The organism is Pseudomonas sp. TAE6080 (assembly GCF_018732265.1).
GTDB lineage: Bacteria > Pseudomonadota > Gammaproteobacteria > Pseudomonadales > Pseudomonadaceae > Aquipseudomonas > Aquipseudomonas brenneri.
This window is the reverse complement of record NZ_JAHIDY010000046.1, coordinates 18,572-43,397: the sequence shown is the minus strand read 5'-3', so window position 1 is coordinate 43,397 and position 24,826 is coordinate 18,572. Positions and strand designations below refer to the sequence as shown.

The window sequence follows — 24,826 nt, the reverse complement described above, 5'->3', positions numbered from 1 at the left end:
TGCTGCTGAGGCTGCTAGCTGAAACTGTCCAACTTTTCGGGGGCAGTCCATTTGGCTGTATTCACAGATCAAAATGTGGGTGCGGGCTTGCTCGCGATGACGGTAGACAGGTCACCGCTGCTCATAAAGTGAACACCCCAACCAAAAGCGCCACCTTTTAGCGCGTCGCAAACAGATAAGTAGCTCCCAAACGATACCCCGCCTGCCCCCCGTCACCTGTGCGTGCGGTGACACACTTTTCCTACGCCCTGAAAGCGCCTTCCCACAAGTGCTACCGATCTGCTCACAGAGCCTGGGCGTAGGACTTTTCTTACTCATATCCTCACGCCGCGCGTGGGCTTATATAGACGCCTCAGCAGGTCGTTTTCAGGAGTTATTGAATGCCTATTCAACTTTAGGCATGGCAATTGCTCTATCAATTCAAAGCCTCTCTCCTGATGGACGAAGAGTGCAATAACAAGAGCCTCGCCTGAGGCCATCACCCGCTTTGTGTGAGGAGATACCGCGATGACGTCGTTCAACTCCGGGGCTCAACCCCAGAACCGTGCGCCTCAATCCATCGGCTTTTTGCTGCTGGACAATTTCACGCTGATTTCCCTGGCGTCCGCAGTCGAACCGCTGCGCATGGCCAACCAGTTGTCCGGTCGCGAGCTGTATCGCTGGACCACCTTGAGCGTCGACGGCAATCAGGTTTGGGCCAGCGATGGCCTGCAAATCACCCCCGATTGCTCCATGCACAAAGCCCCGGCCCTGGACGTTGTGATTGTCTGTGGCGGCGTGGGTATCCAGCGCACCGTGACCCGCGAGCATGTGTCGTGGCTACAAAGCCAGGCGCGCCAGTCCCGTCGTCTTGGCGCGGTGTGTACCGGCAGTTGGGCCCTGGCTTGCGCTGGTCTGTTGGACGGCTTTGATTGCAGCGTGCACTGGGAATGCCTGGCGTCGATGCAGGAAGCTTTCCCGCGCGTGGCCATGAGCACACGCCTGTTCACCCTCGACCGTAACCGCTTCACCAGTTCGGGCGGCACCGCACCGCTGGACATGATGCTGCACCTGATCAGCCGCGACCACGGCCGTGAACTGTCGGCGGCAATCTCCGAGATGTTCGTGTACGAGCGCATCCGCAACGAACAGGATCACCAGCGTGTGCCGCTCAAGCACATGCTCGGCACCAACCAGCCGAAGCTGCAGGAAATCGTCGCGCTGATGGAAGCCAACCTGGAAGAGCCGATCGACCTCGATGAGCTGGCGGTGTACGTCGCCGTCTCGCGGCGCCAGTTGGAGCGGCTGTTCCAGAAATACCTGCACTGCTCGCCGTCGCGCTACTACCTCAAGCTGCGCCTGATTCGCGCCCGGCAGTTGCTCAAGCAAACGCCGATGTCGATCATCGAAGTGGCGTCGGTGTGCGGGTTTGTGTCCACGCCGCACTTCTCCAAGTGCTACCGCGAATACTTCGGCATTCCGCCACGGGATGAGCGCGTAGGCTCCAATACCACCCAGCAAGTGGCGATGATGCCGATTCCGCAGGCGCTGGTGTTGTCACCGTTGGCCGGGCCGATGTCGGCGTTGAGCCAGGCGCGCAATGAGTCGACGTTTGCCAGTGTAAGGCTGTAGACCGAGTCGCCTGTATTCGCGAGCAAGCCCGCTCCCACATTTTGATGTGTGTATACCTTCAAATGTGGGAGCGGGCTTGCTCGCGAATGCGGTATATCAGGCCCCGGAGTTCTGTTTGAACTGCACCAGGGCCGGCAACAACTGCTTATCAATCGCCTGGCGTACCGCCGGCAGAATCGTCGCGCTGCCGGTATACATCTGCTCGACCATGCCCTTGAGCGCCTTGGCCCGCGCTTCACTCAAACCGCGTACCGCGCACTCACAGGCCTGCTCGGCGGTGGCGCCGCTGGACACCTCGAAACCCAGCGAGCGCAGTTGGCTCAACAGGTCATCCTGATCAATCAAATCGGCGTGCATCATGATGTTCATCCTGGTTAGGGGAGACTTCGATCAGGTTCGATTCTGGTGGGCCATCAACGGGTCGGCAAGACCTGAATGCCACAATGGCAGGAACGACTATGAGCATGTCGCTTTCGGGCCAGTTACCGGCAAGCGTTGCGGGCACACTGGCCTCAAGCAAGCGGGTTGAAGGTTTGGTCACCCTCGGGACGCACGCTCACACAAAGCACTCTGCCTCGATCTTGTCACGGCTTGATCGGGGCTTTTTTATGGCTGTTTTTGCCGTTCTGTAGGAGCGAGCTTGCTCGCGAAAAACTCAAGGGCGTCGCGTTCTTCCTGGTGCCCCGCGTCTTCGTTAACGATTTTCGCGAGCGAGCTCGCTCCTACAGGGTTAGCGTTGGGGCAGGCCGATGATGCGACCGAGCAGGGCGGGCCGGGGCAGGTCGGCTTGTTCGGTACTGATAACTGCCAACCGCTGTGCAACCGCCGCGCTGAAGGGTGCTGAACGTGGCCCGGCCAGGTCGACGTGCAGCAGCATCTGTTCATTGCCCGCCAGTTCCCGTGCTTCGCCGACCAGATGCAGGCTGTGATAGAGGTGCAGGCGTTTGCTGTCATGGGCGATCAGTTGGGTATGCACTTCAACGTCGGCGCCCAGTTTCACTTCGTGCAGGTAGTTCAGATGCAGTTCCAGGGTGAACAGCGAATGGCCGCTGGCTTCGCGGTTGTCGCTGTCCAGGCCCAAGGTGTCCATCAACGCATCCGTGGCGTAGCTGAAGATCAGCAGGTAGAACGCATCGCGCAGGTGGCCGTTGTAATCGACCCAGTCGGGGATGATTTTGGTGGTGTAGGTGCTCAGCGTAGGCATGTCATGAATCCCGGATCTGTACTCGGTCAACTGTGGGAGCAGGCAAGCCAGCTCCCACAGAAATCAACAGCAGTTATTCAGTGAAGCTCATGCCGTGTTTGGCCTTGGTGGTCTTCACCGCTTCCAGTACCGCCAGCAAACAATCATCACGATAGCGCTCCAGCGCTGAAATGCTATGGCTGCCCAACTGCTCGCGGGTGCCATCGACCACGTCATCAATCAGTTTGTCCGTCAGTTCCGGCGCCGGCAGGTAGGTCCACGGCAGTTGCAGTGCCGGGCCGAATTGCGCCATGAAATGCCGCATGCCGGCATCGCCGCCGGCCAGGGTGTAGGTCAGGAACGTGCCCATGAACGACCAGCGCAAACCGGCGCCAAAGCGGATCGCATCGTCGATCTCGCCGGTGGTCGCCACACCGTCGTTGACCAGGTGCAGCGCCTCGCGCCACAGCGCTTCGAGCAAGCGGTCGGCGATAAACCCCGGCACTTCCTTGCGCACATGCAAGGGGCGCATGCCGAGGGACTCGTAGACTTTGATGGCTGCCTGGATTGCTTCGGGTGCGGTGTGTTTGCCGCCCACTACTTCTACCAGCGGCAGCAGGTACACCGGGTTGAACGGGTGGCCGACCACGCAGCGTTGCGGGTGGGTGGCGCTTTCGTAGAACTCGCTGGGCAACAGGCCCGAGGTGCTGGAGCCAATCAGCGCATTGGGCTTGGCGGCCGCGCTGATCTTGCTGTGCAGTTCAAGTTTCAGCTCCAGGCGTTCCGGGGCGCTTTCCTGGATGAAGTCGGCGTCTTTCACGCACTCTTCGATGGTCGCGACAAAGCGCAGACGGTCCTGGGAGGCGCCGGGGGCCAGGCCTTGTTTCTCCAGGGCGCCCCAGGCGTTGGCGACGCGTTTGCGCAACGCGGCTTCGGCGCCGGGCGCTGGGTCCCAGGCCACCACATCCAGGCCGTGGGCGAGGGCACGGGACACCCAGCCACTGCCGATGACACCGCTGCCCAGGGCGGCGAAGGTTTTGATTTCGGTGATAAAGCTCATGGTGGCGTCCTAAAGAAGTTCGGTAATTTCCAGTGCTAAAGAGGCTCACTGTGGGAGCTGGCTTGCCTGCGATAGCGGTGTTTCAGTTGATGCATTTGGCACTGACCCACCGCTATCGCAGGCAAGCCAGCTCCCACATTTTTGAGCGGGTTGCGGCAGGGGGATTAGCTGCGTTTGGTCAGGCCCATTTTTGTGCGGCCTTCAGCAGGGGTCAGAATCCGCGCGCCCAGGCGGCTGAGGATTTCCCCGGCGCGTTCCACCAGTTGCCCATTGGTCGCCAGCACGCCTTTGTCCAACCACAGATTGTCTTCCAGCCCGACCCGCACATTGCCGCCCAGCAGCACCGCTTGTGCCGCCATCGGCATTTGCATGCGGCCAATGCCAAACCCGGCCCACACCGCATCAGCAGGCAGGTTGTCGACCATGGCTTTCATGGTGGTGGTGTCGGCCGGTGCGCCCCAGGGGATGCCCAGGCACAGTTGGAACAACGGGTTGTCGAGTAGCCCTTCCTTGATCATCTGCTTGGCGAACCACAGGTGGCCGGTGTCGAAAATCTCCAACTCGGCCTTCACCCCCAGCTCCTGGATGCGCTTGGCGCCCGCACGCAGTTGGGCCGGGGTAGACACGTAAATGGTGTCGCCATCGCCGAAGTTCAGGGTGCCGCAGTCCAGGGTGCAGATTTCCGGCAGCAGTTCTTCGACGTGGGCCAGGCGGGTCAACGGGCCGACCAGGTCGGTGTTGGGGCCGAACTCCATGGGATGCTCGCCGCCACCGATTTCCAGGTCGCCGCCCATGCCGGCGGTGAGGTTGACGATGATGTCGATATCCGCCTCGCGGATGCGCTCCATCACTTCACGGTACAGCGCTACGTCGCGGCTGAATTTGCCGGTGTGTGGGTCGCGCACATGACAGTGGACTACGGTGGCGCCGGCTTTGGCAGCCTCCACCGCCGCAGCGGCGATCTGTTTTGGAGTGACCGGCACGTGTGGGCTTCTGGCGCTCGTGTCGCCAGCACCGGTGAGTGCGCAGGTGATGATGACGTCGTGGTTCATGGGGCGGGTTCCTTACAGGCGTGAGGGTGCCGTTCGCGGCCGTTGATGGCCGCGAAACGGGGATTCAGGAAAAGTTACTTGCTGGTCAATTGCAGATTGGCGGCCGCCGGCTTGCCATCGAAGGTGGTCACGCCTTCCAGCCAGCGCTGCTGGTCCTGGGGGTGATCCTTGAGCCATTGTTTGGCCGATTCGAATGCGTCCTTGTGATCCAGCAGCGGCTGCATCATGCGGCTCTCGTCGGCGGCGGTGAAGGTCAGGTTGGTCAGCAGCTTGTGCACGTTCGGGCATTGCTCGGCGTAGGTCGGCGCGGTGACGGTCCAGACCGTGGCCATGCCTTCATTGGGCCCCAGCGCACCTTCGCTGCCGGACAGATAGGTCATCGCGACGTTGACGTTCATCGGGTGCGGCGCCCAGCCAAAGAACACCACGGCCTCCTTGCGACGCACGGCGCGGTCTACGGCGGCGAGCATGCCAGCCTCGCTGGACTCCACCAGTTGGAACTTGCCCAGGCCGAACTGGTTCTTGGCGATCATCGCCTTGATCTGGATATTGGCGCCCGAGCCGGGTTCGATGCCGTAGATCTTGCCGCCCAGCTCTTTCTGGAACCTGGCAATGTCGGCAAAGGTTTTCAGGCCCTTGTCTGCGAGGTAGGTCGGCACGGCGAGGGTGGCGCGCGCGTCCTTGAGGCTGGGCGAGTCGAGGACTTTCACTTGCCCGGCGTCGACGAAAGGCGTGATGGTCTGGGTCATCAGCGGGTTCCAGTAGCCGAGGAACAGGTCCAGGCGCTGGTCGCGAATGCCGGCGAAGATGATTTGCTGGGAAGCGCTGGTTTGCTTGGTGGTGTAGCCGAGGCCGTCGAGCAGCACCTGGGTCATGGCGCTGGTGGCGATCACGTCGGTCCAGTTCACCACGCCCATGCGCACGTTTTTACAGGAGGTGGCATCGGCGGCCCACAGGCTGGTGCTCAAGACGGCGCTGAGTGCGAGCACGCAGCGGCTGATCAGTCGGTTCATGATGGATCCCTCGGCAGGTCGTTATTGTGGGTTCCGGCGTCTTTGTGCGCCGTGTCGCCAAGTTACTCACCTTGATACCCGGCAAAACGCACGGCGGCGACCTGCTCTTGCACTGTGGCGACCCGTACTCTTGAATGGGCGATTGAACTGGCGTATCACACAACACACGCTGCCCGCCTGACGAGAGCGCTTGTATGTCCCAGGACTTTTATTTTTTGCTGATGCCCGGCTTTTCCGCCATCGGTTTTATCTCGGCGATCGAACCGCTGCGCGTGGCCAACCGTTTTCGCGGCGAGCTGTATCGCTGGCACGTATTGAGTGCCGATGGCGGCGCGGTGTTGGCGAGCAATGGCATGTCGGTGAACGCTGACGAGGGGCTTGCGCCACTGAAAAAAGGCGCGACGTTGCTGGTGGTGGCCGGCTTCGAGCCGCTGGAGTTCGTCACGCCAACCCTGGAGCACTGGCTGCGCCGCCTCGATCATGACGGTGTGACCCTCGGCGCCATCGACACCGGCAGCTTCGTCCTGGCCCAGGCCGGCCTGCTCGATGGCTACCGCCTGACCCTGCACTGGGAAGCCATTGATGCCTTCAAGGAGTCCTATCCCTCACTGGCCGTGACCCAGGAACTGTTCGAAATCGACCGCCGGCGCATCACTTGCGCCGGCGGCACCGCCTCCATCGACCTGATGCTTGACCTGATCAGCCAGGCCCATGGCCCGGAGCTGGCGATCCAGGTTTCGGAGCAGTTCGTACTGGGCCGTATCCGCCCGCGCAAAGACCACCAGCGCATGCAGATCGCCACGCGCTATGGCATCAATAACCAGAAGTTGGTGCAAGTGATTGGCGAGATGGAGCTACATACCGAACCGCCCCTGAGCACCCTGGCGCTGGCGGAGATGATCAAGGTCACACGGCGCCAACTGGAGCGCCTGTTCCGCCTGCATCTGAACGAAACGCCAAGCAACTTCTACCTCGGGCTGCGCCTGGAAAAGGCCCGGCAACTGCTGCGCCAGAGCGGCATGAGCGTGCTGGAGGTGAGCATTGCCTGCGGGTTTGAATCGCCGTCGTATTTCACCCGCAGCTACCGGGCGCGGTTTGCCAGGTGTCCGCGGGAGGATCGGCGGCGGTAGGGCATACGCCAACCAAAATGTGGGAGCTGGCTTGCCTGCGATCGCTGTGGGTCAGCAACTTATTTGCCAACTGATACACCGCTATCGCAGGCAAGCCAGCTCCCACATTGGATGTGTGGTGTGGCTTATTTTTTTACCAAGGCCGAGCACGCGGTTTTGAACGCCTCATGCTGGTACTTGTTCAGCGTCGCCGGCAGATCGAAGTTGTGCTTCTTGTTCTGTGCATTGATGGTTTGCGGCGACAGCAGAGTCACGTCAACGCCGTCCAGCAACTGCAGCACGCCTTCGATCTTGAAGGTGGTCGGGCCGCCGGCGAACTCGCCTTTCTTGCTGCGCTTCTTGATTGCGATGCGGGTGATGCCGTTGTCGCGCACAAACGCGGCCACCTGGCTGGCGAAGGCTTTGACGTTGGCGGCCTCGTCGTCATCGTCGAGGGCAATTTTTTTGCTGGGCAGGGCGACGTGCGTCAGGTCCTGGGCGGCAACGGCGATGATCGCTTCGCTGCCTTTGATTTCGATGCCGCAGAGAGTCATGGGTGGCCTTGGTTCAGAGGAAAGGATGCGCGCAATTGTCGCTTATTCCTGGCCAATCGACTCCAAAAACTCCGACCGCTCATCACTCATCCGTGCCAGGCAGTCATTCTGCGCAATGGCGTAGGCCTTGGTGCCGGTCACGGCCGGGAAGGTGTCCACCGCGCAATCGGCATCCCGCAGTTTTTCCCACTTCTGCTGGGCATCCTTCAGACGAGCGGTGATGTCCGCCAACTGTGCCTTATCGCTGGCATAGGTAGACCCCATGCGTTCCAGCAGGCCCTGGTAGTTATCCTTGAGCAGCTCTTGGGCAGTGGTTTTGTTGTAGGAGGCGCATTCCAGGGTCTGTTTGTCGTTTTCGATGCCATCACACGGGGTGCTGTCGGTGTCTTCGGCTGCGTGGACGCCGGTGGCGAGGAGTGCCAAAGCCAGGAAAATCGGTTTCATTGCGCCTTCTCATATCGGTGGATGGGTCGAATTCTGGCTCAAGCGTAGGCCAAAGAACAGATGCAGGACAGACACGTCTTAGCACCCTTTGTCGTGGATTGACGCTTTCGGCAATTCCCCTGTCGTTTTTGCACCCGGCTCCACCGGCCCCTGGGCATATGCTGGCCCCAAAGCGCCGGCAGACGATTCGGCGCATGAATCGCCAATAAGGGGACGCCTGATGAGCCCAGCCGAACTACACGCCGACAGCATCGTTATCGATGGGCTGATCATTGCCAAGTGGAACCGCGACCTGTTCGAGGACATGCGCAAGGGTGGCCTGACTGCCGCCAACTGCACAGTGTCGGTGTGGGAAGGCTTCCAGGCCACGATCAATAACATTGTGGCCAGCCAGACCCTGATCCGCGAGAACAGCGACCTGGTGATCCCGGTGAAAACCACTGCCGATATTCGCCGCGCCAAGGAGCAGGGCAAGACTGGCATCATCTTCGGCTTCCAGAATGCCCATGCCTTTGAAGACCAGCTCGGCTACGTCGAGATCTTCAAGCAGCTCGGCGTCGGCGTGGTGCAGATGTGCTACAACACCCAGAACCTGGTGGGCACCGGCTGCTATGAGCGTGACGGCGGCCTGTCGGGCTTCGGACGCGAGATCGTCGGCGAGATGAACCGCGTCGGCATCATGTGCGACCTGTCCCACGTCGGCTCCAAGACCAGCGAAGAAGTCATCCTCGAATCGAAAAAACCGGTGTGCTACTCCCACTGCCTGCCGTCCGGCCTGAAAGAGCACCCGCGCAACAAGTCCGATGAAGAACTCAAGTTCATTGCCGACCACGGTGGTTTTGTCGGCGTGACCATGTTTGCGCCCTTCCTGGCCAAGGGTATCGATTCGACCATCGACGATTATGCCGAAGCCATCGAATACACCATGAACATCGTCGGCGAAGACGCCATCGGCATCGGCACCGACTTCACCCAGGGCCATGGCCAGGATTTCTTCGAAATGCTGACCCATGACAAGGGCTACGCCCGTCGGCTGACCAGCTTCGGCAAGATCATCAACCCGCTCGGCATCCGCACCGTGGGCGAGTTCCCCAACCTGACCGAAACCCTGCTCAAGCGCGGCCACAGCGAGCGCGTGGTACGCAAGATCATGGGCGAGAACTGGGTCAACGTGTTGAAAGACGTCTGGGGCGAATAAGCCACCGTTTTTTCTCCCCCGGCCATTCGCGTCGGGGCATTACCAAGAATTTTCTGGAGTTGAGTTTCCATGGCCAAGATCGCCCCGCAATTGCCTATTGAAGTCGACAGCGAAACCGGTGTCTGGACTTCCGACGCCTTGCCGATGCTGTACGTACCGCGTCATTTCTTCGTCAACAACCACATGGGCATCGAAGAGGTGCTGGGTGCTGATGCCTACGCCGAAATCCTCTACAAGGCCGGCTACAAATCCGCCTGGCACTGGTGTGAAAAAGAAGCCGAATGCCATGGCCTGCAAGGCGTCGCAGTGTTCGAACACTACATGAAGCGCCTGTCGCAGCGCGGCTGGGGCCTGTTCAAGATCCAGGACATCGACCTCGACAAGGGCACCGCCAGCGTCAAGCTTGAACACTCGGCATTCGTCTACGTGTACGGCAAGGTCGGGCGCAAGGTCGACTACATGTTCACCGGCTGGTTTGCCGGCGCCATGGACCAGATTCTGCAAGCGCGCGGCAGCAGCATCCGCACCGTCGCCGAACAAGTCTACGGAGGCTCCGAAGAGGGCCACGACGACGGTCTGTTCACCGTCAAGCCGTTGTAAGCCGAGGACCGTGCCATGGCTTTCGAAGCAATGTTTGCGCCGATCCAGATCGGCAAACTGACCATCCGCAACCGTGTGCTCAGTACCGCCCACGCTGAGGTGTATGCCACCGACGGCGGGATGACCACTGAGCGCTACATCCGGTATTACGAAGAGAAAGCCAAGGGCGGTATTGGCCTGGCGATCTGTGGCGGCTCCTCCGTGGTGGCGATCGACAGCCCGCAGGAATGGTGGAGTTCGGTGAACCTGTCCACCGACCGCATCATCCCGCACTTCCAGAACCTGGCTGACGCGATGCACAAGCATGGCGCCAAGATCATGATCCAGATTACCCACATGGGCCGTCGCTCGCGTTGGGACGGCTTCAACTGGCCGACCCTGATGTCGCCCTCCGGCGTACGTGAGCCGGTACACCGCGCTACGTGCAAGACCATCGAGCCGGAAGAAATCTGGCGCGTGATCGGCAACTACGCCAGCGCCGCAGGCCGGGCCAAGGCCGGTGGCCTGGATGGCGTGGAACTGTCGGCGGTGCACCAGCACATGATCGACCAGTTCTGGAGCCCGCGGGTCAACAAACGTACTGATGAGTGGGGCGGCAGCTTCGAAAATCGCATGCGTTTCGGCCTGGAAGTGCTCAAGGCCGTGCGCGCCGAAGTCGGCCCGGATTTTTGCGTGGGCATCCGTTTGTGCGGGGATGAGTTCCATCCGGACGGTTTGTCCCACGAGGACATGAAACAGATCGCCAAGTACTACGACGACACCGGCATGCTCGACTTTATCGGGGTGGTCGGCTCGGGGTGTGACACCCACAACACCCTGGCCAACGTGATTCCGAACATGAGTTACCCACCGGAGCCGTTCCTGCACTTGGCGGCCGGCATCAAGGAAGTGGTCAAGTCCCCGGTGCTGCACGCGCAGAACATCAAGGACCCGAACCAGGCCACGCGCATCCTCGAAGGCGGCTATGTGGACATGGTCGGCATGACCCGCGCGCACATGGCCGACCCGCACCTGATCGCCAAGATCAAGATGGGCCAGATCGACCAGATCAAGCAGTGCGTCGGCGCCAACTATTGCATCGACCGCCAGTATCAGGGCCTGGACGTGCTGTGCATCCAGAACGCCGCGACCTCCAGGGAATACATGGGGGTGCCGCACATCATCGAGAAATCCACCGGGCCCAAACGCAAAGTGGTCGTGGTCGGTGCCGGCCCGGCCGGGATGGAGGCCGCTCGGGTCGCTGCCGAGCGTGGCCACGATGTGACCCTGTTCGAGAAAAAAGACTTTATCGGTGGGCAGATCACCACCGCGTCCAAGGCACCGCAGCGCGACCAGATCGCCGGTATCACTCGCTGGTTCCAGCTGGAACTGGCACGGCTCAACGTCGACCTGCGCCTGGGCGTGGCGGCGGATGCCGACACCATCCTCGACCTACGCCCCGATGTGGTGGTGCTGGCGGTGGGCGGGCATCCGTTCATTGAGCAGAACGAACACTGGGGCGCAGCCGAAGGCCTGGTGGTCAGCAGTTGGGATGTGCTCGACGGCAAGGTGGCGCCGGGCAAGAACGTGCTGGTGTACGACACCATCTGTGAATTCACCGGCATGTCAGTGGCCGACTTTCTGGCCGACAAGGGTTGCCAGGTCGAGATCGTCACCGACGACATCAAGCCTGGCGTGGCCATCGGCGGTACGTCGTTCCCGACCTACTACCGCAGCATGTACCCCAAGGAAGTGATCATGACCGGCGACATGATGCTGGAGAAGGTCTACCGCGAGGGCGACAAGCTGATCGCAGTGCTGGAGAACGAATACACCGGCGCCAAGGAAGAGCGGGTGGTGGACCAGGTGGTGGTGGAAAACGGCGTGCGCCCGGATGAAGAAATCTACTACGCCCTCAAGCAAGGGGCGCGCAACAAGGGGCAGATGGACGTCGAAGCGTTGTTCGCGATCAAGCCGCAACCGTGCCTGAGCGAACCGGGGGAAGGGTATTTGCTGTTCCGCATCGGTGACTGTGTGGCCCAGCGCAATACCCACGCCGCGATCTATGACGCCCTGCGCCTGTGCAAGGATTTCTGACCCAACACCGAACCAATGTGGACTCGGTCAAAAATGTGGGAGCGGGCTTGCTCGCGAAAGCGGTGTGTCAGTCGATACATCCGGTGGCTGATGCACCGCCTTCGCGAGCAAGCCCGCTCCCACATTAGAGCTGTGTGGTCTGTGGGAGCTTCACCATGTTGAACACCCTTCTTCCGATTCTCCTGTTTGCGGCGCTGGGCCTGGCTGTCCTCGGCGCTTTGCGCCGGGTGAACATGTGGCGCCGTGGCCGTGCCGCCAAGGTCGACCTGCTAGGCGGCCTATTGGCCATGCCCAAACGCTACATGGTCGACCTGCACCACGTGGTCGCCCGTGACAAATACATCGCCAACACCCACGTTGCTACCGCGCTGGGCTTTGTGTTGTCGGCGTTGCTGGCGATTCTGGTGCACGGTTTCGGCCTGCAGAATCGCATCCTCGGCTACGCCTTGCTGCTGGCCTCGGTATTGATGTTTGTTGGTGCCACTTTCGTCTATCTGCGTCGACGCAACCCACCCGCGCGCCTGTCGAAAGGCCCGTGGATGCGCCTGCCGAAAAGCCTGATGGCGTTCTCGGTCAGTTTCTTCCTGGTGACCTTGCCGGTGGCCGGGATCCTGCCTGCCGACTTCGGTGGCTGGCTGCTGGCTGCGCTGCTCGGTGCGGGCGTGCTGTGGGGCGTGTCGGAGATGTTCTTCGGCATGACCTGGGGCGGGCCGATGAAGCACGCGTTTGCCGGTGCCCTGCACCTGGCCTGGCACCGCCGCGCCGAACGTTTTGGCGGTGGCCGTTCCACGGGCCTCAAGCCGCTGGACCTGAGCGACAAAAGCGCGCCATTGGGCGTGGAAAAACCCAAGGATTTCACCTGGAATCAACTGCTCGGTTTCGACGCCTGCGTGCAGTGCGGCAAGTGCGAAGCCGCGTGCCCGGCCTTCGCTGCCGGCCAGCCGTTGAACCCGAAAAAGTTGATCCAGGACATGGTGGTCGGCCTGGCCGGTGGCACCGATGCCAAGTTCGCTGGCAGCCCGTATCCGGGCAAGGCCATTGGCGAGCACAGTGGCAACCCCCATCAACCGATCGTCAACGGCCTGGTGGACGCCGAGACCTTGTGGTCCTGCACCACCTGCCGCGCCTGTGTCGAAGAGTGCCCGATGATGATCGAGCACGTGGACGCCATCGTCGATATGCGCCGCCACCTGACCCTGGAAAAAGGCGCGACGCCGAACAAGGGCGCCGAGGTCCTGGAGAACCTGATCGCCACCGACAACCCCGGCGGATTTGCCCCAGGCGGGCGGATGAACTGGGCGGCGGACTTGAACCTGCCGTTGCTCGGCGACAAGCACACCACCGACGTACTGTTCTGGGTCGGCGACGGCGCCTTCGACATGCGTAACCAGCGGACCTTGCGCGCCTTCGTCAAAGTGCTGAAGGCGGCCAAGGTCGACTTCGCTGTGCTGGGCCTGGAGGAGCGCGATAGCGGCGACGTGGCCCGGCGCCTGGGTGATGAGGCGACCTTCCAACTACTGGCCGCGCGCAATATCCAGACCCTGGCCAAGTACCGCTTCCAGCGCATCGTGACCTGCGATCCCCACAGTTTCCATGTGCTGAAAAACGAATACGGCGCCTTCGACGGCCATTACCGGGTGCAGCACCACAGCACCTACATGGCCGAGCTGATCGACGCCGGCGCGCTGAACCTGGGCCAGCACAAAGGCAACAGCGTGACCTATCACGACCCGTGCTACCTGGGTCGTTACAACGGCGAGTACGAGGCGCCGCGCCAAGTGCTGCGGGCGTTGGGGATCGAGGTCAAGGAGATGCAGCGTTCGGGCTTCCGTTCCCGTTGCTGTGGCGGCGGGGGCGGCGCGCCGATCACCGATATTCCCGGCAAGCAGCGCATCCCCGACATGCGCATGGAAGACATCCGCGAGACCGGCGCCGAACTGGTGGCCGTCGGTTGTCCACAGTGCACGGCGATGCTCGAAGGGGTGGTCGAGCCACGCCCCCTGATCAAAGACATTGCCGAACTGGTGGCGGATGCCCTGCTCGAAGAGCCTGCACCGGCCAAGACCCCGAATTCGCGTGAACCTGCGGAGGTGCACTGATGAGCGACATTATCCGCCGCGACCCACGGGCCGAATGGATCGCCCGCAACCGCCTGCACCCGCTGCATGCGGCAATGCAACCGGAGCAGCACAGTTGGATGGGGCCTAACGGCATCATCCGCAAGAATGTGCACGGCATGGGTTTTATCGGCCCCAACGGCATCAAGCGTATCGACCGCAGCGGCGCCCAGCAGGGTGGCGCCACCAAGCGCACGGCAGCGGTGCAAGTGCAGTTGCCGCTGCATCAGGTGCCAGCCCCGGCGTTCTACATCAACGTGGTGCCGGATATGGTCGGCGGCCGCCTGAGCAGCCACGACCGCGACTTGCTGGGCCTGGCGCGGCAACTCGCCGGCAGCGACGGCGCGGTGCTGGCGGTGGTGTTTGGCGAGCACAAGGAAAGCGCGTTCGACACGGCCGGCGTGGACCGCCTGCTGGTGTTGGACGGCCGCGAATTCGACGGTTATTCACCGGAGCAACGGGTCCACGGCCTGCGGGCTGTGGATAACCAGTTCAGCCCGCGTCACTGGCTGCTGCCCGACAGCCGCAGTGGCGGTGGCGAACTGGGGCGGCGCTTTGCCGCGAGCCTCAAGGAGCGCCCGGCAACCCGGGTCTGGCAGATCAAGGGCAACGAGTGCATCGGCCGTGCCGGTGCGGGCCAGCAAGACTTGGCGCGAGCGCTGCCAAGGCTGATCCTGGCCGCCGTGGAATGTGCCGATCCCGTCAGCGATACGCGCCACGAAGTATTGCCAGTGGAGTTATCCACAGCCCTGGCGCGCAGTTTGCCGCGTATCGAGGATCTGGGCGCGGTGGCGGTGGATCCCGGTGCGATTCCCATGGCCGAGGCCGAGTTTATTTTCTCCGGTGGCAACGGGGTCAAGGATTGGGACCTGTTCCACCAGACCGCCGCCGCCCTGGGTGCCACCGAAGGTGCGTCGCGGGTGGCCGTGGACGATGGCTTCATGGCCCGTGATCGCCAGGTTGGCGCCAGTGGCATCTGGGTCACCGCGCGGGTGTATGTGGCCGTGGGGATCTCCGGGGCGATCCAGCACCTGCAAGGCATCGGTGCCTGCGACAAGGTGGTGGCCATCAACCTCGACCCGGGTTGCGACATGATCAAGCGTGCCGACTTGTCGGTGATTGGTGATAGCGCTGAAATTCTCCGGGCCTTGATCGCTGCGGTCCAGGCCCACCGCAACGGCGCCAAGCGCGATGCGGCTTAAGCAAAGGATATGGCCATGACGACCCATGTAATCAGTCTGGTATCCATCGGCGCCCACCCGACCTCCGGCCGGCCTCGCCGTGCCGAGCAGGATGCGCGCGCCGTCGAGCTGGGGCTGCAACTGGCTGGGGATAACTTGCAAGTGCTGCATGCCGGCGACATCGCCGAACCGACCCTGCGTGCCTATCTGGGCATGGGGCTTGCGCAGTTGCATGTGCTGGAACAACCGGCCGGCGCCGATGCCTTGCCGGTGCTCGGTGACTATCTACGCGACGCTGGCGCCCAGGTGGTGCTTACCGGCAGCCAGGCGGAAACCGGCGAAGGCTCGGGCATGTTGCCCTTCCTGTTGGCCGAGCAATTGGGCTGGCCACTGATTGTCGGGCTGGCCCAGGTGGAGTCCATCGACAGCGGTGTGGCCCATGTGCTGCAAGCCTTGCCGCGTGGTCAGCGGCGGCGCCTGAAAGTACGCCTGCCGTTCCTGGCCACGGTGGATAACGCCGGGCCCAAGCCTCGGCAAAGTGCCTATGGCCCAGCCCAGCGCGGCGTCCTGCAGGAGCACGACGTGCAGGTGGTGGACGATGAGTTATTCACAGGCGCCGTGCTGCAACCGGCCAAGCCTCGGCCCAAGCGCCTCAAAGTGATCAAGGCCAAGAGCGGCGCCGACCGTATGAAGGCCGCCACGGCCAAGGCCAGCGGCGGCGGTGGGCAGGTGCTCAAGGGGATCGGTCCTGAGGCGGGTGCGGACGCGATTCTCAAATTGCTGATTGAGGAAGGCGTGGTTCGATAGGGCCGAAATAATCACTCATACATGCGATTGCCGGTGAGCTTGCCAGCACCATGGAGGGCGACTAAACAAAGAACTTTCAACCAAAGGAATCAGCCCTATGCCCATCCTGTTTCGTCCGGCATTACCTGCCGATGCACGTGATATTGCCCGCCTGTTTCTGATTTCTTCAGAGGGGGCCGCCGCATACATCTGGAGCCAACTGGCAGAGCCGGGCCAGGACCTTCTGGACGTTGGTACCCGTCGTTATGCACGTTCAGGGGTGGATTTCTCCTATGAGAATTGCCTGATCGCCGAATCGGAAGGCGCAGTGGTGGGCATGATGCACAGCTATGTCATGCGCCATGACCCGGATGCAGAGCCGGTTACCGATCCCGTCCTCGCGCCCTACGCGGACCTGGAAATCCCCGATACCCTCTATATTTCCAGCTTGGCGTTGCACGAAGGTTGGCGTAACCAAGGCCTGGGTGTGCAATTTCTCGCCCATGCCCGAGAGCGGGCCGACCGCCTGGGGCTTATCGGCTTGAGCCTGATTGACTATGCGGCCAATACGGGGGCCCTGAGGTTTTACAAGCGCCATGGTTTTCGTATCGTCGGCAGTTGTCAGGTAACCCCCCACCCGATGCTGGCTGTGACCGGTGAGGCCTATTTGATGCAGTACCCGTAATCTTTGATTGCGGTTACCCACAATCCCTGTTGAACCCTCTGTGGATAACCTGTTCGCGGCTGTCCACATCCCAATAGAATCAGGCCATGCAGCCCTCTGTACGAAAAACAACCAACCTAAGCGACGGTTTTTACTGGGCTTTTTCTGTGGATAAGGAAAAACTCCGACCCAGAGTTGCCCCCAAAGTCTGTTGGTGCTTCTGTGGATAAGATGTTCGCTATCCGCTACAGGCCTTATAGATAAAGGCTTGTAGTGGATTGGTTGAAATATGATCAATATTGCCATTTCAGCTTGAGTCTTCGCGCAAAGCCTCGATTTTGCTCGGTTTCAGATGGTTTTCCACAGATAAGCCAAAGTTGCCCCCAAAGTCTGTTGGCGCTTCTGTGGATAAGGTGTTTGCGTTTCTCTACAGCCTATATAAACCGTGGTCTGTAGGCTTTTGATCAAAAAATGATCGATGCTGGATAGAATCCGCTTATTTGAATAAGTCACGGATTTTCTTGGTTTTATTTTGAGGGGAGAGAGCAGTTGCCCACAATTGCTGTGGGTTGGTTTGTGGATAAGTTGTTGGGCGATGGCTGGAGGGCAGGTTAGTAGTGGGCTGGAGGCGCGATGATCAATTTGTGACCAAGTGGAGAGCCAAACTGTGGGGGCAAGCCCGCCCCCACAGTTTGATGCTCGGTGGGTCAGTTACTCGTGTGCGGCAACGCCCTTGAGGTATGGCGCCGGTGCTGCTCCCAGGTTGTTGAGCATACGCTCGCTGTACCAGTCCACAAAGTTCACCACGCCAAACTCATAGGTCTTGGAGTACGGCCCCGGCTGGTAAGCGGTGGAGTTGATCCCGCGCTGGTTCTCTTCGGCCAGGCGACGGTCCTGGTCATTGGTCGCGTCCCACACCTGGCGCATGCGCTCGACGTCGTAGTCCACACCTTCCACGGCGTCCTTGTGCACCAGCCACTTGGTGGTGACCATGGTTTCCTGGGCGCTGATTGGCCATACGGTGAAGACGATGATGTGATCGCCCATGCAGTGGTTCCACGAGTGTGGCAGGTGCAGGATGCGCATCGAGCCCAGGTCCGGGTTCTGGATCCGGCCCATCAATTTCTTGCAGCCCTGTTTGCCATCCAGGGTCATGGATACGGTGCCCTTGAGCAGCGGCATGCGCACGATGCGGTTACGCAGGCCGAAGCTGGCGTGGGCGTAAGGGATTTTCTCGGCGTCCCAGGCGGCGGCTGACGCGGCGACGTGGTCCTTGAAGGCCTGGTCGGCCCGTGGGTCGGTGACGTCGTCCCATTCCAGCAGGGTTTTCAGCAGCTCGGGGTGCGAGGCGTTGCAGTGGTAGCACTCGCGGTTGTTTTCCAGCACCAGTTTCCAGTTGGCTTTTTCGAACAAGGTGGTCTGGATCGCCACCTTGGTGTTTTCCATGTCGTAGGGTTCCATGTAGTGGTTCAGCGTCGACAGAAAGTCATCGATGGCCGGCGGGTTCTCGGCCAGGCTGATGAAGATGTAGCCGCCGGCGGTCTTCACGTTCACTGGCTTGAGGCCGTATTGCTTCATGTCGAAGTCGGCGCCCATCTCGGTGCCGGCGAACAGCAGGCGCCCGTCGAGTTCGTAGGTCCACTGGTGGTAGTGGCAAACCAGTTTGGCGACCTTGCCCTTGTCGCTGGTGCACAAGCGCGAACCGCGATGGCGGCAGACGTTGTGAAAGGCATGCACCACGCCTTCGGCACCACGAATCACGATGATCGGGTTTTTGCCGATCTGCAGGGTCAGGTAATTGCCCTTGGTGGGGATTTCGCAAGTCATGCCGGCGATCAACCATTCCTTCTGGAAGATCTCCTGCATGTCGATATCGAACAGTCGCTGGTCAGAATAAAACGGCTGCGGCAGCGAGAACGTGCGCTCGCGTTCTTGCAGCATTTGTGCGGTGGCCTTGCGTGCGGGTTCCAGCGGATCGCCCAAGCTCAGGGTTGCGGTGACGTCCATCGTGTGTGTCCTCAAGGCCATTCTGTGTGGCCGCGATAAGTGGCTAATCAGGTTTGCAGCAAGGCGTAAAGAAAGCGTCGTTGTTGGCTGCGAGTGTGGGCCCGGCGGTGCCCGCAACCTTATCCATTAACGACATGGCCCACTCTGTTCCCGACGCGCAACCCCAGTGGTATGGGGGCTGGTCGCGATAAGTATGCGAATGTCGCAGATAGGTAAATGGCAGGTAGCGGCCTTACGCAGAATCGCCAGCATCAAGCCGAACTACGGCCGTGGAGAACAGCATGTCCAACAGCTTCCTGAATCCTGTCACCACCCAGACCTGGGCCAATGGTCGACACATTGTCCGTTGCGTCAAAGTCATCCAGGAAACCTGGGACGTGCGCACCTTCTGCTTTATGGCTGACCAGCCGATCCTGTTCTTTTTCAAGCCGGGGCAGTTCGTCACCCTGGAGCTGGAAATCGAAGGCCAGCCGATCATGCGCTCCTACACCATTTCCAGTTCGCCGTCGGTGCCCTACAGCTTTTCGGTGACGATCAAGCGCGTACCGGGCGGACGGGTTTCCAACTGGCTGCACGACACCCTGCATGAAGGGCAAGAGCTGGCGGTACACGGCCCGGTTGGGTTGTTCAATGCCATCGACTTCCCGAGCCCGAAGGTGTTGTACCTGAGCGGTGGCGTGGGGATCACGCCGGTGATGTCCATGGCCCGTTGGTTCTACGACACCAACGCCAATGTCGACATGACCTTTATCCACAGCGCGCGCTCGCCCAAAGACATCATCTACCACCGCGAGTTGGAGCACATGGCCTCGCGGATCGACAACTTCAGCCTGCACCTGATCTGCGAGAAGCACGGTCTGGGTGAGCCCTGGGCCGGGTATCGCGGGTACCTGAACCACAAGATGCTGGAGTTGATGGTGCCGGACTTCCTTGAGCGCGAAGTGTTCTGTTGCGGCCCCACGCCGTACATGAATGCCGTCAAGCGCTTGTTGGAAGTGGCCGGTTTCGACATGGCGCGTTATCACGAGGAGTCTTTCGGTGCCACGCCGCCGGAAGCCCGTGCCGACGCGGTGGAGCAAGCCGAACAAGCAGCGGACGCGCCGGAAATTGACCTGGCGGACCTGCACCAGGTGGAGTTCATTGCGTCTGGGAAAAGCATCCGTGTGGCGCCGGGCGAAACGGTCCATGCGGCGGCGGCCAAGCTCGGCCTGCTGATTCCCAAGGCTTGCGGCATGGGTATTTGCGGGACCTGCAAGGTCATGAAGTTGGGCGGAGAAGTGGAAATGGAGCACAACGGCGGCATCACTGAGGAGGACGAAGCCGAGGGTTACATCCTGTCGTGCTGCAGCGTGCCCAAGGGGGATGTGCGCATCGAGTTCTAATCCCCCGCTGATCGTTCCCCCGCGAAGGTGGGAACGATCAGCGGCAGGGATTAACGTGCGTAGATATGGATCGCGAATTGCTCGCCTGAAGCTGTCGGTTCGAAGACTTTTTCAGTGATTCTCAAGGTCCTGCCAGGTTCCTGGATGATGTCACCGACTTGCGCCAGTTTCCTGAAGTCATCCCAGCCTACGATGGTGGTCGAGAGTTGGGTGTCACTTTTCAGGATGATGCCGAAGTTTTGATTTTCCATGGTGTAGTACTCTGCTGGATTTCCGTTTCCGGCCGATTATTCGGCAGGCAGTTTGGCCCGGAAGGTGACCTCTGCAGCGGCCTTTTCCTTGCGGGTCACAAGATCCTAGTCCATGAAAAACGGATTGGTAGCTGTCAGAAATATCAAAAAACAGTCTCGGCAATCCGCCAGTATGCAGCACAGGGCTCAGTACAAACCCGGCCGACGGTCTTGATGTACGTGGTTGTGCTCGCTGATGAATTTGTCCCTGGCCTGGGCCAGCGGCAGGTCAGCCACCAGGCGCTGTTCTTTCTGATGTGAGACTGCACCGGCCAAGGGGTAGCCATCGGCGTCGACAATCACGGATCCCCCCACCCAGTTGACGCCCCGCTCTTCGCCATGACGGTCGCAAGCGGCGATGAACATGCGGTTGACTGCGGCGTTGGCCTGGACCCGGACTATTTCTGCCGGCCTCTCGCCGGCTGGGCGCGGGCCGTCCGGCCAGTTCACGGGGACACAGAGCAGGTCGGCCCCGGCCAGTGCTGCCAGGCGTACCCACTCGGGCAATTCCAGGTCGTAGCAGATCATCATGGCGATGCGCCCGACAGCGGTTTCGACCAGCGGTGGGGGCTCGCTGCCGGGGGTGAAGATCAACTTTTCGCGATCCCACAAATGCACCTTGCGGTACACCGTCAGCCTGCCGTCGGGTTCGATCAGCGCTGCGCTGTTGGCTAGGTGGTCTGCCGCCAGCCGCTCACAAAACCCGGCCACGACAATGATGCCCAGCTCGCTCGCGAGGGTTTTCCACAGGGTGAGTGTCGGGCCGTCCAGCGCCTCGGATACCGCCAGGGCTTCCTGACGGTCATTGAACACATAGCCGCTTTGCATCAACTCCGGCAACACCACCACCTGCGCGCCCAGCGCCGCCGCACCGCGAATAGCCTCGGCGCTGAGTGTGCGGTTGTGTTCCACATCGGCGATACGCGGTGCGAGTTGGTGACAGATGACACGTAGGGTATTCATGGTTTATTACCTTCCAGCATGGCCTCGCTGGCGATAATGGCACGGCGTTCGGCATCACGGTCAAGGTTACGGCTCATCATGCAATAGATGGCCGCGGAAACGCCCAGGCCAATCACGAACGCGATGTCAGCCCCGCCCAGCGCCACGGCGGCCGGCCCTTCATAGAAACTCAGCGACATGAACGGGATCATCGACACCAGGCCCAGGCAGTACGCAACCAGGCCGGCCTTGCCCCATTGGCCATAGATGCCGGCGGGGTTGAAGATGTCGCTGATGGCGTATTGGCCTTTGCGCACCAGGTAGAAGTCCGCGAGGTTGACGGCGGTCCACGGCACCAGGAAGTACAACATTAGCAGCACAAACGTATTGAAGCTGGCCAGGTAGCTGTCGGGAATGCTCAAGGCGATCAGGAAAATGATCACCGCTACCAGGCCGATGCCGATGACCCGGCTCTTGAGGCGCGGCTGGATCTTCACGAAGCCGTCGATGGCACTGATACCGGTCAGCATCGCGCCATAGCAGTTGACTGCCATGATGCCAACCAGTGCTGGCACCGCGATCAGCACGGTAAAGGTGCCGAAGCCGGGAATTACTTGGTTGCCCACGGTGCGCACGCTGCCGATGGCATCGGGAGAAGGCAGGGCCGAGGCCAGGAATGCGCCCAGCGACATCAGCCACAGGGCTGAGCCGGCAGCGCCCAGGTATGTCCAGAAAATCACCCGGCGCGACGGGGTTTGGTGGGGCAGATAGCGCGAGTAGTCCGAGACATAGACGGCGTAGCTGATCTGATAACCGGCCGCGGCGCTGAGCTGGATCAGGAACGCTGACCAGGAGAAATGCGCCTCGGCCACCGCCGCATCGGCTGACAGGCTCATCAAGGCGGCGACGGTCAGTACCGCGAACACGCTGATCATCACGTAGGTCAGCCAGCGTTGCACGGTGTGCAGCAAGTCATGGCCGATCACCGCAATCACCACCGCAAGGATGATCATCAGCGCATACCACGGCGCCCGGCTTCCCGGCAGGACCGTGTTGATGGCGTCGGTGGCGAGAATCACGTTGAACACGTTGAAGCCGATGTACACAAAGATCACGGCGATGAACGGTACGATCGCCCCGCGCAGGCCGAACTGGGCCCGCGACTGGATCATCTGCGGCAAGCCCATGCGCGGGCCCTGGTTGGCGTGGAAGGCCATGGCGAAAGTGCCCAGGCCCACGCCGATGACAATCGCCAGGATTGCATAGACCAGGCTCAAGCCCAGCGCAGCGCCGGTGAACCCGGTGACCATGGTGGTGAGGACGAAATTGCCGGTGAACCAAAAGGGACCTTGGTGCCAGACTTTGCCGTGCCGTTCGTTGCGCGGCACATAGTCAATGGAACGGGTCTCGATTTTCAGGCCGGGTGTGACGGGAGGAGCCGTCTTGTCAGATAGGGCGTTCATAGATTCACGGCTTGTTTTTATAGTGAGTGCCGCAGCATCGGGTAACTGGTGAGCCAATTGAATCGTGATCTATAAATAATCACTTCAGACTTTTCGTAAGTAATGGGTTTTTATCAGTGGCGATGGAACCCCGCACTCTTATTGCAAAGCGATATAACTGCAGCCTAGAAGATCTTCTAGGCTGATCCTCAGTCCCGTCGCAGTCGCCTTTAGCCTTGTAGTAGAGGGTGGACAATCACCCAACCAACCTGCAAGGAAGCAATCATGTCTGCAATTCCCTCCCGTTCCCAAGGTGCCCAACGGCTGTTGAACAACAACGTTACGGCGCTGATTCCTGATTTCCCTTTTCATTACGCCTGGTATTTATTGCGGGCGGCCATGTTTAAGCAGCCTCTGGGTCGCGTCTCCGAGGAGCGGCTGGGGGAACAGGTGCTGATTGTCGGTGCCGGTGTCTCCGGGCTGGTTGCTGCCTATGAAGCCATGCGCATGGGCCTGCATCCGATTGTGGTAGAGGCCTCTGGCCGCATCGGCGGGCGGCTCTACTCCCACGTGGTGGGTGATCGCAACGACCCTCAGAACCGGGTGATCTGTGAGTTGGGAGCCATGCGCTTTCCCAAGTCCGGAAAGGCGTTGATGCACTACTTTGATAAGGTCGGGATGAGCACCAATTCGGCGGATTTTCCCAACCCCGGTTCGCCTGCTGCGCCCAGTACCGTTGTCGACTATAAGAATGAGCAGACGTATTACGAGCGCAACGACCTGCCGGACAAGTACAAAAGAATCGAGGACATGTTCTTCCTCGATTTTCTGGCGCAGGACCCGATCCGGTTTGCCGATATGGAAGCTGCGATGAGTGAAGGTCAGGTGAACCAGGACGAAATCAAGGCGATCTGGAACACGATCCTGAGGGCGGGATGGGATGGCCTCAGTTTCTATGCCGCCATGGTCGAGCAGGCCAAGTGGAGCCGTGAAGATATCGACCTTTTTGGCCAGATCGGCTTCGGTACTGGCGGCTGGAACACCGATTACCCAAACTGTTTCCTGGAAGTGCTGCGGGTGCTTTATACCGGCCTGGATACCAACCATACCTTGATGTACGACGGCTCCAGTGAACTGCCCCAGCGCTTATGGAGCGGCACGCCGGCTTCGTTTGGCGACGCCCTGGTCCATTGGCCGGCGGACACGACTGTGGAGAGTCTGACGGGTCGGGAAATTACCGATCCTCTCAACCAGGAGGTTCGACAGATCCATCGTCTGGCAGATGGCACATTCGATGTGCACCTGCATGACAACAAGTCGGGCAGCGACACTGTGCGCAACTTTAAAAGTGTGGTCTATACACCGCATGTGCGGATCCTCGACAAGTTCCGCTATATGGATGGCAAGGCACGTTTCACCTCAATGAACAGTTTGCTACCCCAGGCTACCTGGGAGGCGGTCATGTATACCCACTACATGCAGTCGGCGAAAATCTTCGCCACCACCCGGCGGCCGTTTTGGGATGATGTCGAGGATGGTCGCTACAAGATGAGCGTGACCTTGTCGGATCGCCTGACTCGTGGCACGTACCTGTTGGACTACGGCCCAGGCAACGGAGTGAACAAGGGCAGCGGGATGTTTCTCTCATATACCTGGAACGATGACAGCCTGAAGTTTCTGGGGGACCGCAGCGCGCCGTTGCCGTCCCATGTCCAGTTGTGTACGACCTTGCTGGATACCGTGTACGCCAACACGCAACTGAACCTGGCGGCCGAGTTCGGCATGGTTGACCCCTTTGTTGAGATCAACTGGGAAGAAGAGCCGTTTTACCTGTGTGCCTTCAAGATGAACCTGCCGGGGCAGTATGAGTATCAGCGCCTGCTGTTTTCCCAGTTCATGAGCGGTGTGAAGGAGGGGGCGCCGGACGGTTTCATTCTGTCGGGAGATGACATCTCCTGGACCGGCGGCTGGGCCGAGGGCGCTGTGACCACAGCCTTGAATGCGGTAAACAAACTGGCGGTGAAATTTGGCGGCGGGGCGTTCGAAAACAATCCCGGGCCGATTGACCAGTGGGATGCCTTGAAACCCCTCCAGTTGTAGGGCTCTGCTTACCGG

At 60.6% G+C, this 24,826-nt stretch carries 22 protein-coding genes; 11 read left to right on the top strand and 11 right to left on the bottom strand.

What is annotated here, in order from left to right; genetic code table 11:
• Positions 1–507 precede the first annotated feature (507 nt).
• Positions 508–1,611, top strand: coding sequence for a choline metabolism transcriptional regulator GbdR (gene gbdR / locus KL786_RS25295; RefSeq protein WP_215519366.1), 1,104 nt, complete (start codon positions 508–510; stop codon positions 1,609–1,611).
• A 96-nt stretch (positions 1,612–1,707) separates the two neighbouring features.
• Here the strand turns inward: gbdR and KL786_RS25290 are convergent, their stop codons facing one another.
• The 5 genes from KL786_RS25290 to choX form a co-directional block, all read right to left on the bottom strand.
• Positions 1,708–1,971, bottom strand: a complete 264-nt coding sequence (locus KL786_RS25290; RefSeq protein ID WP_029300669.1) for a hypothetical protein — start codon at positions 1,969–1,971, stop codon at positions 1,708–1,710.
• A 370-nt stretch (positions 1,972–2,341) separates the two neighbouring features.
• On the bottom strand, positions 2,342–2,815 hold the full coding sequence (locus KL786_RS25285) for a thioesterase family protein (protein WP_215519365.1): 474 nt from the start codon (positions 2,813–2,815) through the stop codon (positions 2,342–2,344).
• Positions 2,816–2,888: 73 nt separating this feature from the next.
• Complete coding sequence (locus tag KL786_RS25280; RefSeq protein WP_215519364.1) at positions 2,889–3,854, bottom strand: L-carnitine dehydrogenase; 966 nt, start codon at positions 3,852–3,854, stop codon at positions 2,889–2,891.
• Positions 3,855–4,018: 164 nt separating this feature from the next.
• A complete protein-coding gene (gene cdhC / locus KL786_RS25275) occupies positions 4,019–4,906 on the bottom strand; it encodes a 3-dehydrocarnitine:acetyl-CoA trimethylamine transferase CdhC (protein WP_065942713.1) in 888 nt (295 codons plus the stop codon).
• A gap of 74 nt (positions 4,907–4,980) precedes the next feature.
• A complete protein-coding gene (gene choX / locus KL786_RS25270) occupies positions 4,981–5,919 on the bottom strand; it encodes a choline ABC transporter substrate-binding protein (RefSeq protein ID WP_215519363.1) in 939 nt (312 codons plus the stop codon).
• A gap of 194 nt (positions 5,920–6,113) precedes the next feature.
• Here choX and KL786_RS25265 point away from each other — a divergent pair, with 194 nt between their 5' ends.
• Positions 6,114–7,049 (top strand): GlxA family transcriptional regulator, encoded by a 936-nt coding sequence (locus KL786_RS25265; protein ID WP_215519362.1) that lies wholly within the window; start codon positions 6,114–6,116, stop codon positions 7,047–7,049.
• A 125-nt stretch (positions 7,050–7,174) separates the two neighbouring features.
• Here KL786_RS25265 and KL786_RS25260 read toward each other — a convergent pair whose 3' ends face one another.
• Positions 7,175–7,582, bottom strand: coding sequence for a DUF3010 family protein (locus tag KL786_RS25260; RefSeq protein WP_215519361.1), 408 nt, complete (start codon positions 7,580–7,582; stop codon positions 7,175–7,177).
• Between the two features lie 42 nt (positions 7,583–7,624).
• Entirely contained in the window at positions 7,625–8,026 is a 402-nt protein-coding gene (locus tag KL786_RS25255; protein ID WP_032858661.1) for a lysozyme inhibitor LprI family protein, read from the bottom strand.
• 220 nt (positions 8,027–8,246) lie between these two features.
• On the opposite strand from KL786_RS25255, the gene KL786_RS25250 reads away from it, so the two are divergent.
• The 7 genes from KL786_RS25250 (at position 8,247) to KL786_RS25220 (ending at position 16,669) form a co-directional block, all read left to right on the top strand.
• A complete protein-coding gene (locus KL786_RS25250) occupies positions 8,247–9,224 on the top strand; it encodes a dipeptidase (protein ID WP_014720245.1) in 978 nt (325 codons plus the stop codon).
• 69 nt (positions 9,225–9,293) lie between these two features.
• On the top strand, positions 9,294–9,824 hold the full coding sequence (locus KL786_RS25245) for a DUF5943 domain-containing protein (RefSeq protein ID WP_215519360.1): 531 nt from the start codon (positions 9,294–9,296) through the stop codon (positions 9,822–9,824).
• Positions 9,825–9,839: 15 nt separating this feature from the next.
• Positions 9,840–11,900 carry a dimethylglycine demethylation protein DgcA gene (gene dgcA / locus KL786_RS25240; RefSeq protein WP_215519359.1) on the top strand — a complete coding sequence of 687 codons (2,061 nt, stop codon included), beginning with the start codon at positions 9,840–9,842 and terminating at the stop codon, positions 11,898–11,900.
• A 155-nt stretch (positions 11,901–12,055) separates the two neighbouring features.
• Positions 12,056–13,999, top strand: a complete 1,944-nt coding sequence (dgcB, locus tag KL786_RS25235) for a dimethylglycine demethylation protein DgcB (RefSeq protein ID WP_215519358.1) — start codon at positions 12,056–12,058, stop codon at positions 13,997–13,999.
• Positions 13,999–15,219 (top strand): electron transfer flavoprotein subunit alpha, encoded by a 1,221-nt coding sequence (gene etfA / locus KL786_RS25230; RefSeq protein WP_215519357.1) that lies wholly within the window; start codon positions 13,999–14,001, stop codon positions 15,217–15,219. The genes dgcB and etfA overlap by 1 nt, the downstream gene beginning before the upstream one ends.
• A 15-nt stretch (positions 15,220–15,234) precedes the next feature.
• The gene (gene etfB, locus KL786_RS25225; protein WP_154843036.1) at positions 15,235–16,005 is read left to right on the top strand and encodes an electron transfer flavoprotein subunit beta; all 771 of its coding nucleotides are present in this window, start codon (positions 15,235–15,237) and stop codon (positions 16,003–16,005) included.
• 97 nt (positions 16,006–16,102) lie between these two features.
• On the top strand, positions 16,103–16,669 hold the full coding sequence (locus tag KL786_RS25220; protein WP_215519356.1) for a GNAT family N-acetyltransferase: 567 nt from the start codon (positions 16,103–16,105) through the stop codon (positions 16,667–16,669).
• A 690-nt stretch (positions 16,670–17,359) separates the two neighbouring features.
• On the opposite strand, the gene gbca is transcribed toward KL786_RS25220, so the two are convergent.
• On the bottom strand, positions 17,360–18,655 hold the full coding sequence (gbca, locus tag KL786_RS25215; RefSeq protein WP_215519355.1) for a glycine betaine monooxygenase oxygenase subunit: 1,296 nt from the start codon (positions 18,653–18,655) through the stop codon (positions 17,360–17,362).
• Between the two features lie 281 nt (positions 18,656–18,936).
• On the opposite strand from gbca, the gene gbcB reads away from it, so the two are divergent.
• Positions 18,937–20,037, top strand: a complete 1,101-nt coding sequence (gene gbcB / locus KL786_RS25210) for a glycine betaine monooxygenase reductase subunit (protein ID WP_215519354.1) — start codon at positions 18,937–18,939, stop codon at positions 20,035–20,037.
• A gap of 50 nt (positions 20,038–20,087) precedes the next feature.
• Here the strand turns inward: gbcB and KL786_RS25205 are convergent, their stop codons facing one another.
• The 3 genes from KL786_RS25205 to KL786_RS25195 all read right to left on the bottom strand — a co-directional run bounded on the left by KL786_RS25205 (position 20,088) and on the right by KL786_RS25195 (position 22,732).
• Positions 20,088–20,288: a hypothetical protein gene (locus KL786_RS25205; protein ID WP_215519353.1), complete on the bottom strand. Its 201-nt coding sequence runs from the start codon at positions 20,286–20,288 to the stop codon at positions 20,088–20,090.
• A 186-nt stretch (positions 20,289–20,474) separates the two neighbouring features.
• Complete coding sequence (locus KL786_RS25200) at positions 20,475–21,290, bottom strand: nitrilase-related carbon-nitrogen hydrolase (protein WP_215519352.1); 816 nt, start codon at positions 21,288–21,290, stop codon at positions 20,475–20,477.
• The gene (locus KL786_RS25195; protein ID WP_215519351.1) at positions 21,287–22,732 is read right to left on the bottom strand and encodes a purine-cytosine permease family protein; all 1,446 of its coding nucleotides are present in this window, start codon (positions 22,730–22,732) and stop codon (positions 21,287–21,289) included. The genes KL786_RS25200 and KL786_RS25195 overlap by 4 nt, the downstream gene beginning before the upstream one ends.
• Before the next feature lie 264 nt (positions 22,733–22,996).
• Here KL786_RS25195 and KL786_RS25190 point away from each other — a divergent pair, with 264 nt between their 5' ends.
• Positions 22,997–24,811, top strand: coding sequence for a flavin monoamine oxidase family protein (locus KL786_RS25190; RefSeq protein ID WP_215519350.1), 1,815 nt, complete (start codon positions 22,997–22,999; stop codon positions 24,809–24,811).
• Positions 24,812–24,826 lie beyond the last annotated feature (15 nt).

Excerpts from the sequence above, each read along its gene's own strand:
- gbdR (WP_215519366.1), top strand. The coding sequence starts at position 508 with ATGACGTCGTTCAACTCCGGGGCTCAACCCCAGAACCGTGCGCCTCAA.
- KL786_RS25290 (WP_029300669.1), bottom strand. The coding sequence starts at position 1,971 with ATGATGCACGCCGATTTGATTGATCAGGATGACCTGTTGAGCCAACTG.
- KL786_RS25285 (WP_215519365.1), bottom strand. The coding sequence starts at position 2,815 with ATGCCTACGCTGAGCACCTACACCACCAAAATCATCCCCGACTGGGTC.
- KL786_RS25280 (WP_215519364.1), bottom strand. The coding sequence starts at position 3,854 with ATGAGCTTTATCACCGAAATCAAAACCTTCGCCGCCCTGGGCAGCGGT.
- cdhC (WP_065942713.1), bottom strand. The coding sequence starts at position 4,906 with ATGAACCACGACGTCATCATCACCTGCGCACTCACCGGTGCTGGCGAC.
- choX (WP_215519363.1), bottom strand. The coding sequence starts at position 5,919 with ATGAACCGACTGATCAGCCGCTGCGTGCTCGCACTCAGCGCCGTCTTG.
- KL786_RS25265 (WP_215519362.1), top strand. The coding sequence starts at position 6,114 with ATGTCCCAGGACTTTTATTTTTTGCTGATGCCCGGCTTTTCCGCCATC.
- KL786_RS25260 (WP_215519361.1), bottom strand. The coding sequence starts at position 7,582 with ATGACTCTCTGCGGCATCGAAATCAAAGGCAGCGAAGCGATCATCGCC.
- KL786_RS25255 (WP_032858661.1), bottom strand. The coding sequence starts at position 8,026 with ATGAAACCGATTTTCCTGGCTTTGGCACTCCTCGCCACCGGCGTCCAC.
- KL786_RS25250 (WP_014720245.1), top strand. The coding sequence starts at position 8,247 with ATGAGCCCAGCCGAACTACACGCCGACAGCATCGTTATCGATGGGCTG.
- KL786_RS25245 (WP_215519360.1), top strand. The coding sequence starts at position 9,294 with ATGGCCAAGATCGCCCCGCAATTGCCTATTGAAGTCGACAGCGAAACC.
- dgcA (WP_215519359.1), top strand. The coding sequence starts at position 9,840 with ATGGCTTTCGAAGCAATGTTTGCGCCGATCCAGATCGGCAAACTGACC.
- dgcB (WP_215519358.1), top strand. The coding sequence starts at position 12,056 with ATGTTGAACACCCTTCTTCCGATTCTCCTGTTTGCGGCGCTGGGCCTG.
- etfA (WP_215519357.1), top strand. The coding sequence starts at position 13,999 with ATGAGCGACATTATCCGCCGCGACCCACGGGCCGAATGGATCGCCCGC.
- etfB (WP_154843036.1), top strand. The coding sequence starts at position 15,235 with ATGACGACCCATGTAATCAGTCTGGTATCCATCGGCGCCCACCCGACC.
- KL786_RS25220 (WP_215519356.1), top strand. The coding sequence starts at position 16,103 with ATGCCCATCCTGTTTCGTCCGGCATTACCTGCCGATGCACGTGATATT.
- gbca (WP_215519355.1), bottom strand. The coding sequence starts at position 18,655 with ATGGACGTCACCGCAACCCTGAGCTTGGGCGATCCGCTGGAACCCGCA.
- gbcB (WP_215519354.1), top strand. The coding sequence starts at position 18,937 with ATGTCCAACAGCTTCCTGAATCCTGTCACCACCCAGACCTGGGCCAAT.
- KL786_RS25205 (WP_215519353.1), bottom strand. The coding sequence starts at position 20,288 with ATGGAAAATCAAAACTTCGGCATCATCCTGAAAAGTGACACCCAACTC.
- KL786_RS25200 (WP_215519352.1), bottom strand. The coding sequence starts at position 21,290 with ATGAATACCCTACGTGTCATCTGTCACCAACTCGCACCGCGTATCGCC.
- KL786_RS25195 (WP_215519351.1), bottom strand. The coding sequence starts at position 22,732 with ATGAACGCCCTATCTGACAAGACGGCTCCTCCCGTCACACCCGGCCTG.
- KL786_RS25190 (WP_215519350.1), top strand. The coding sequence starts at position 22,997 with ATGTCTGCAATTCCCTCCCGTTCCCAAGGTGCCCAACGGCTGTTGAAC.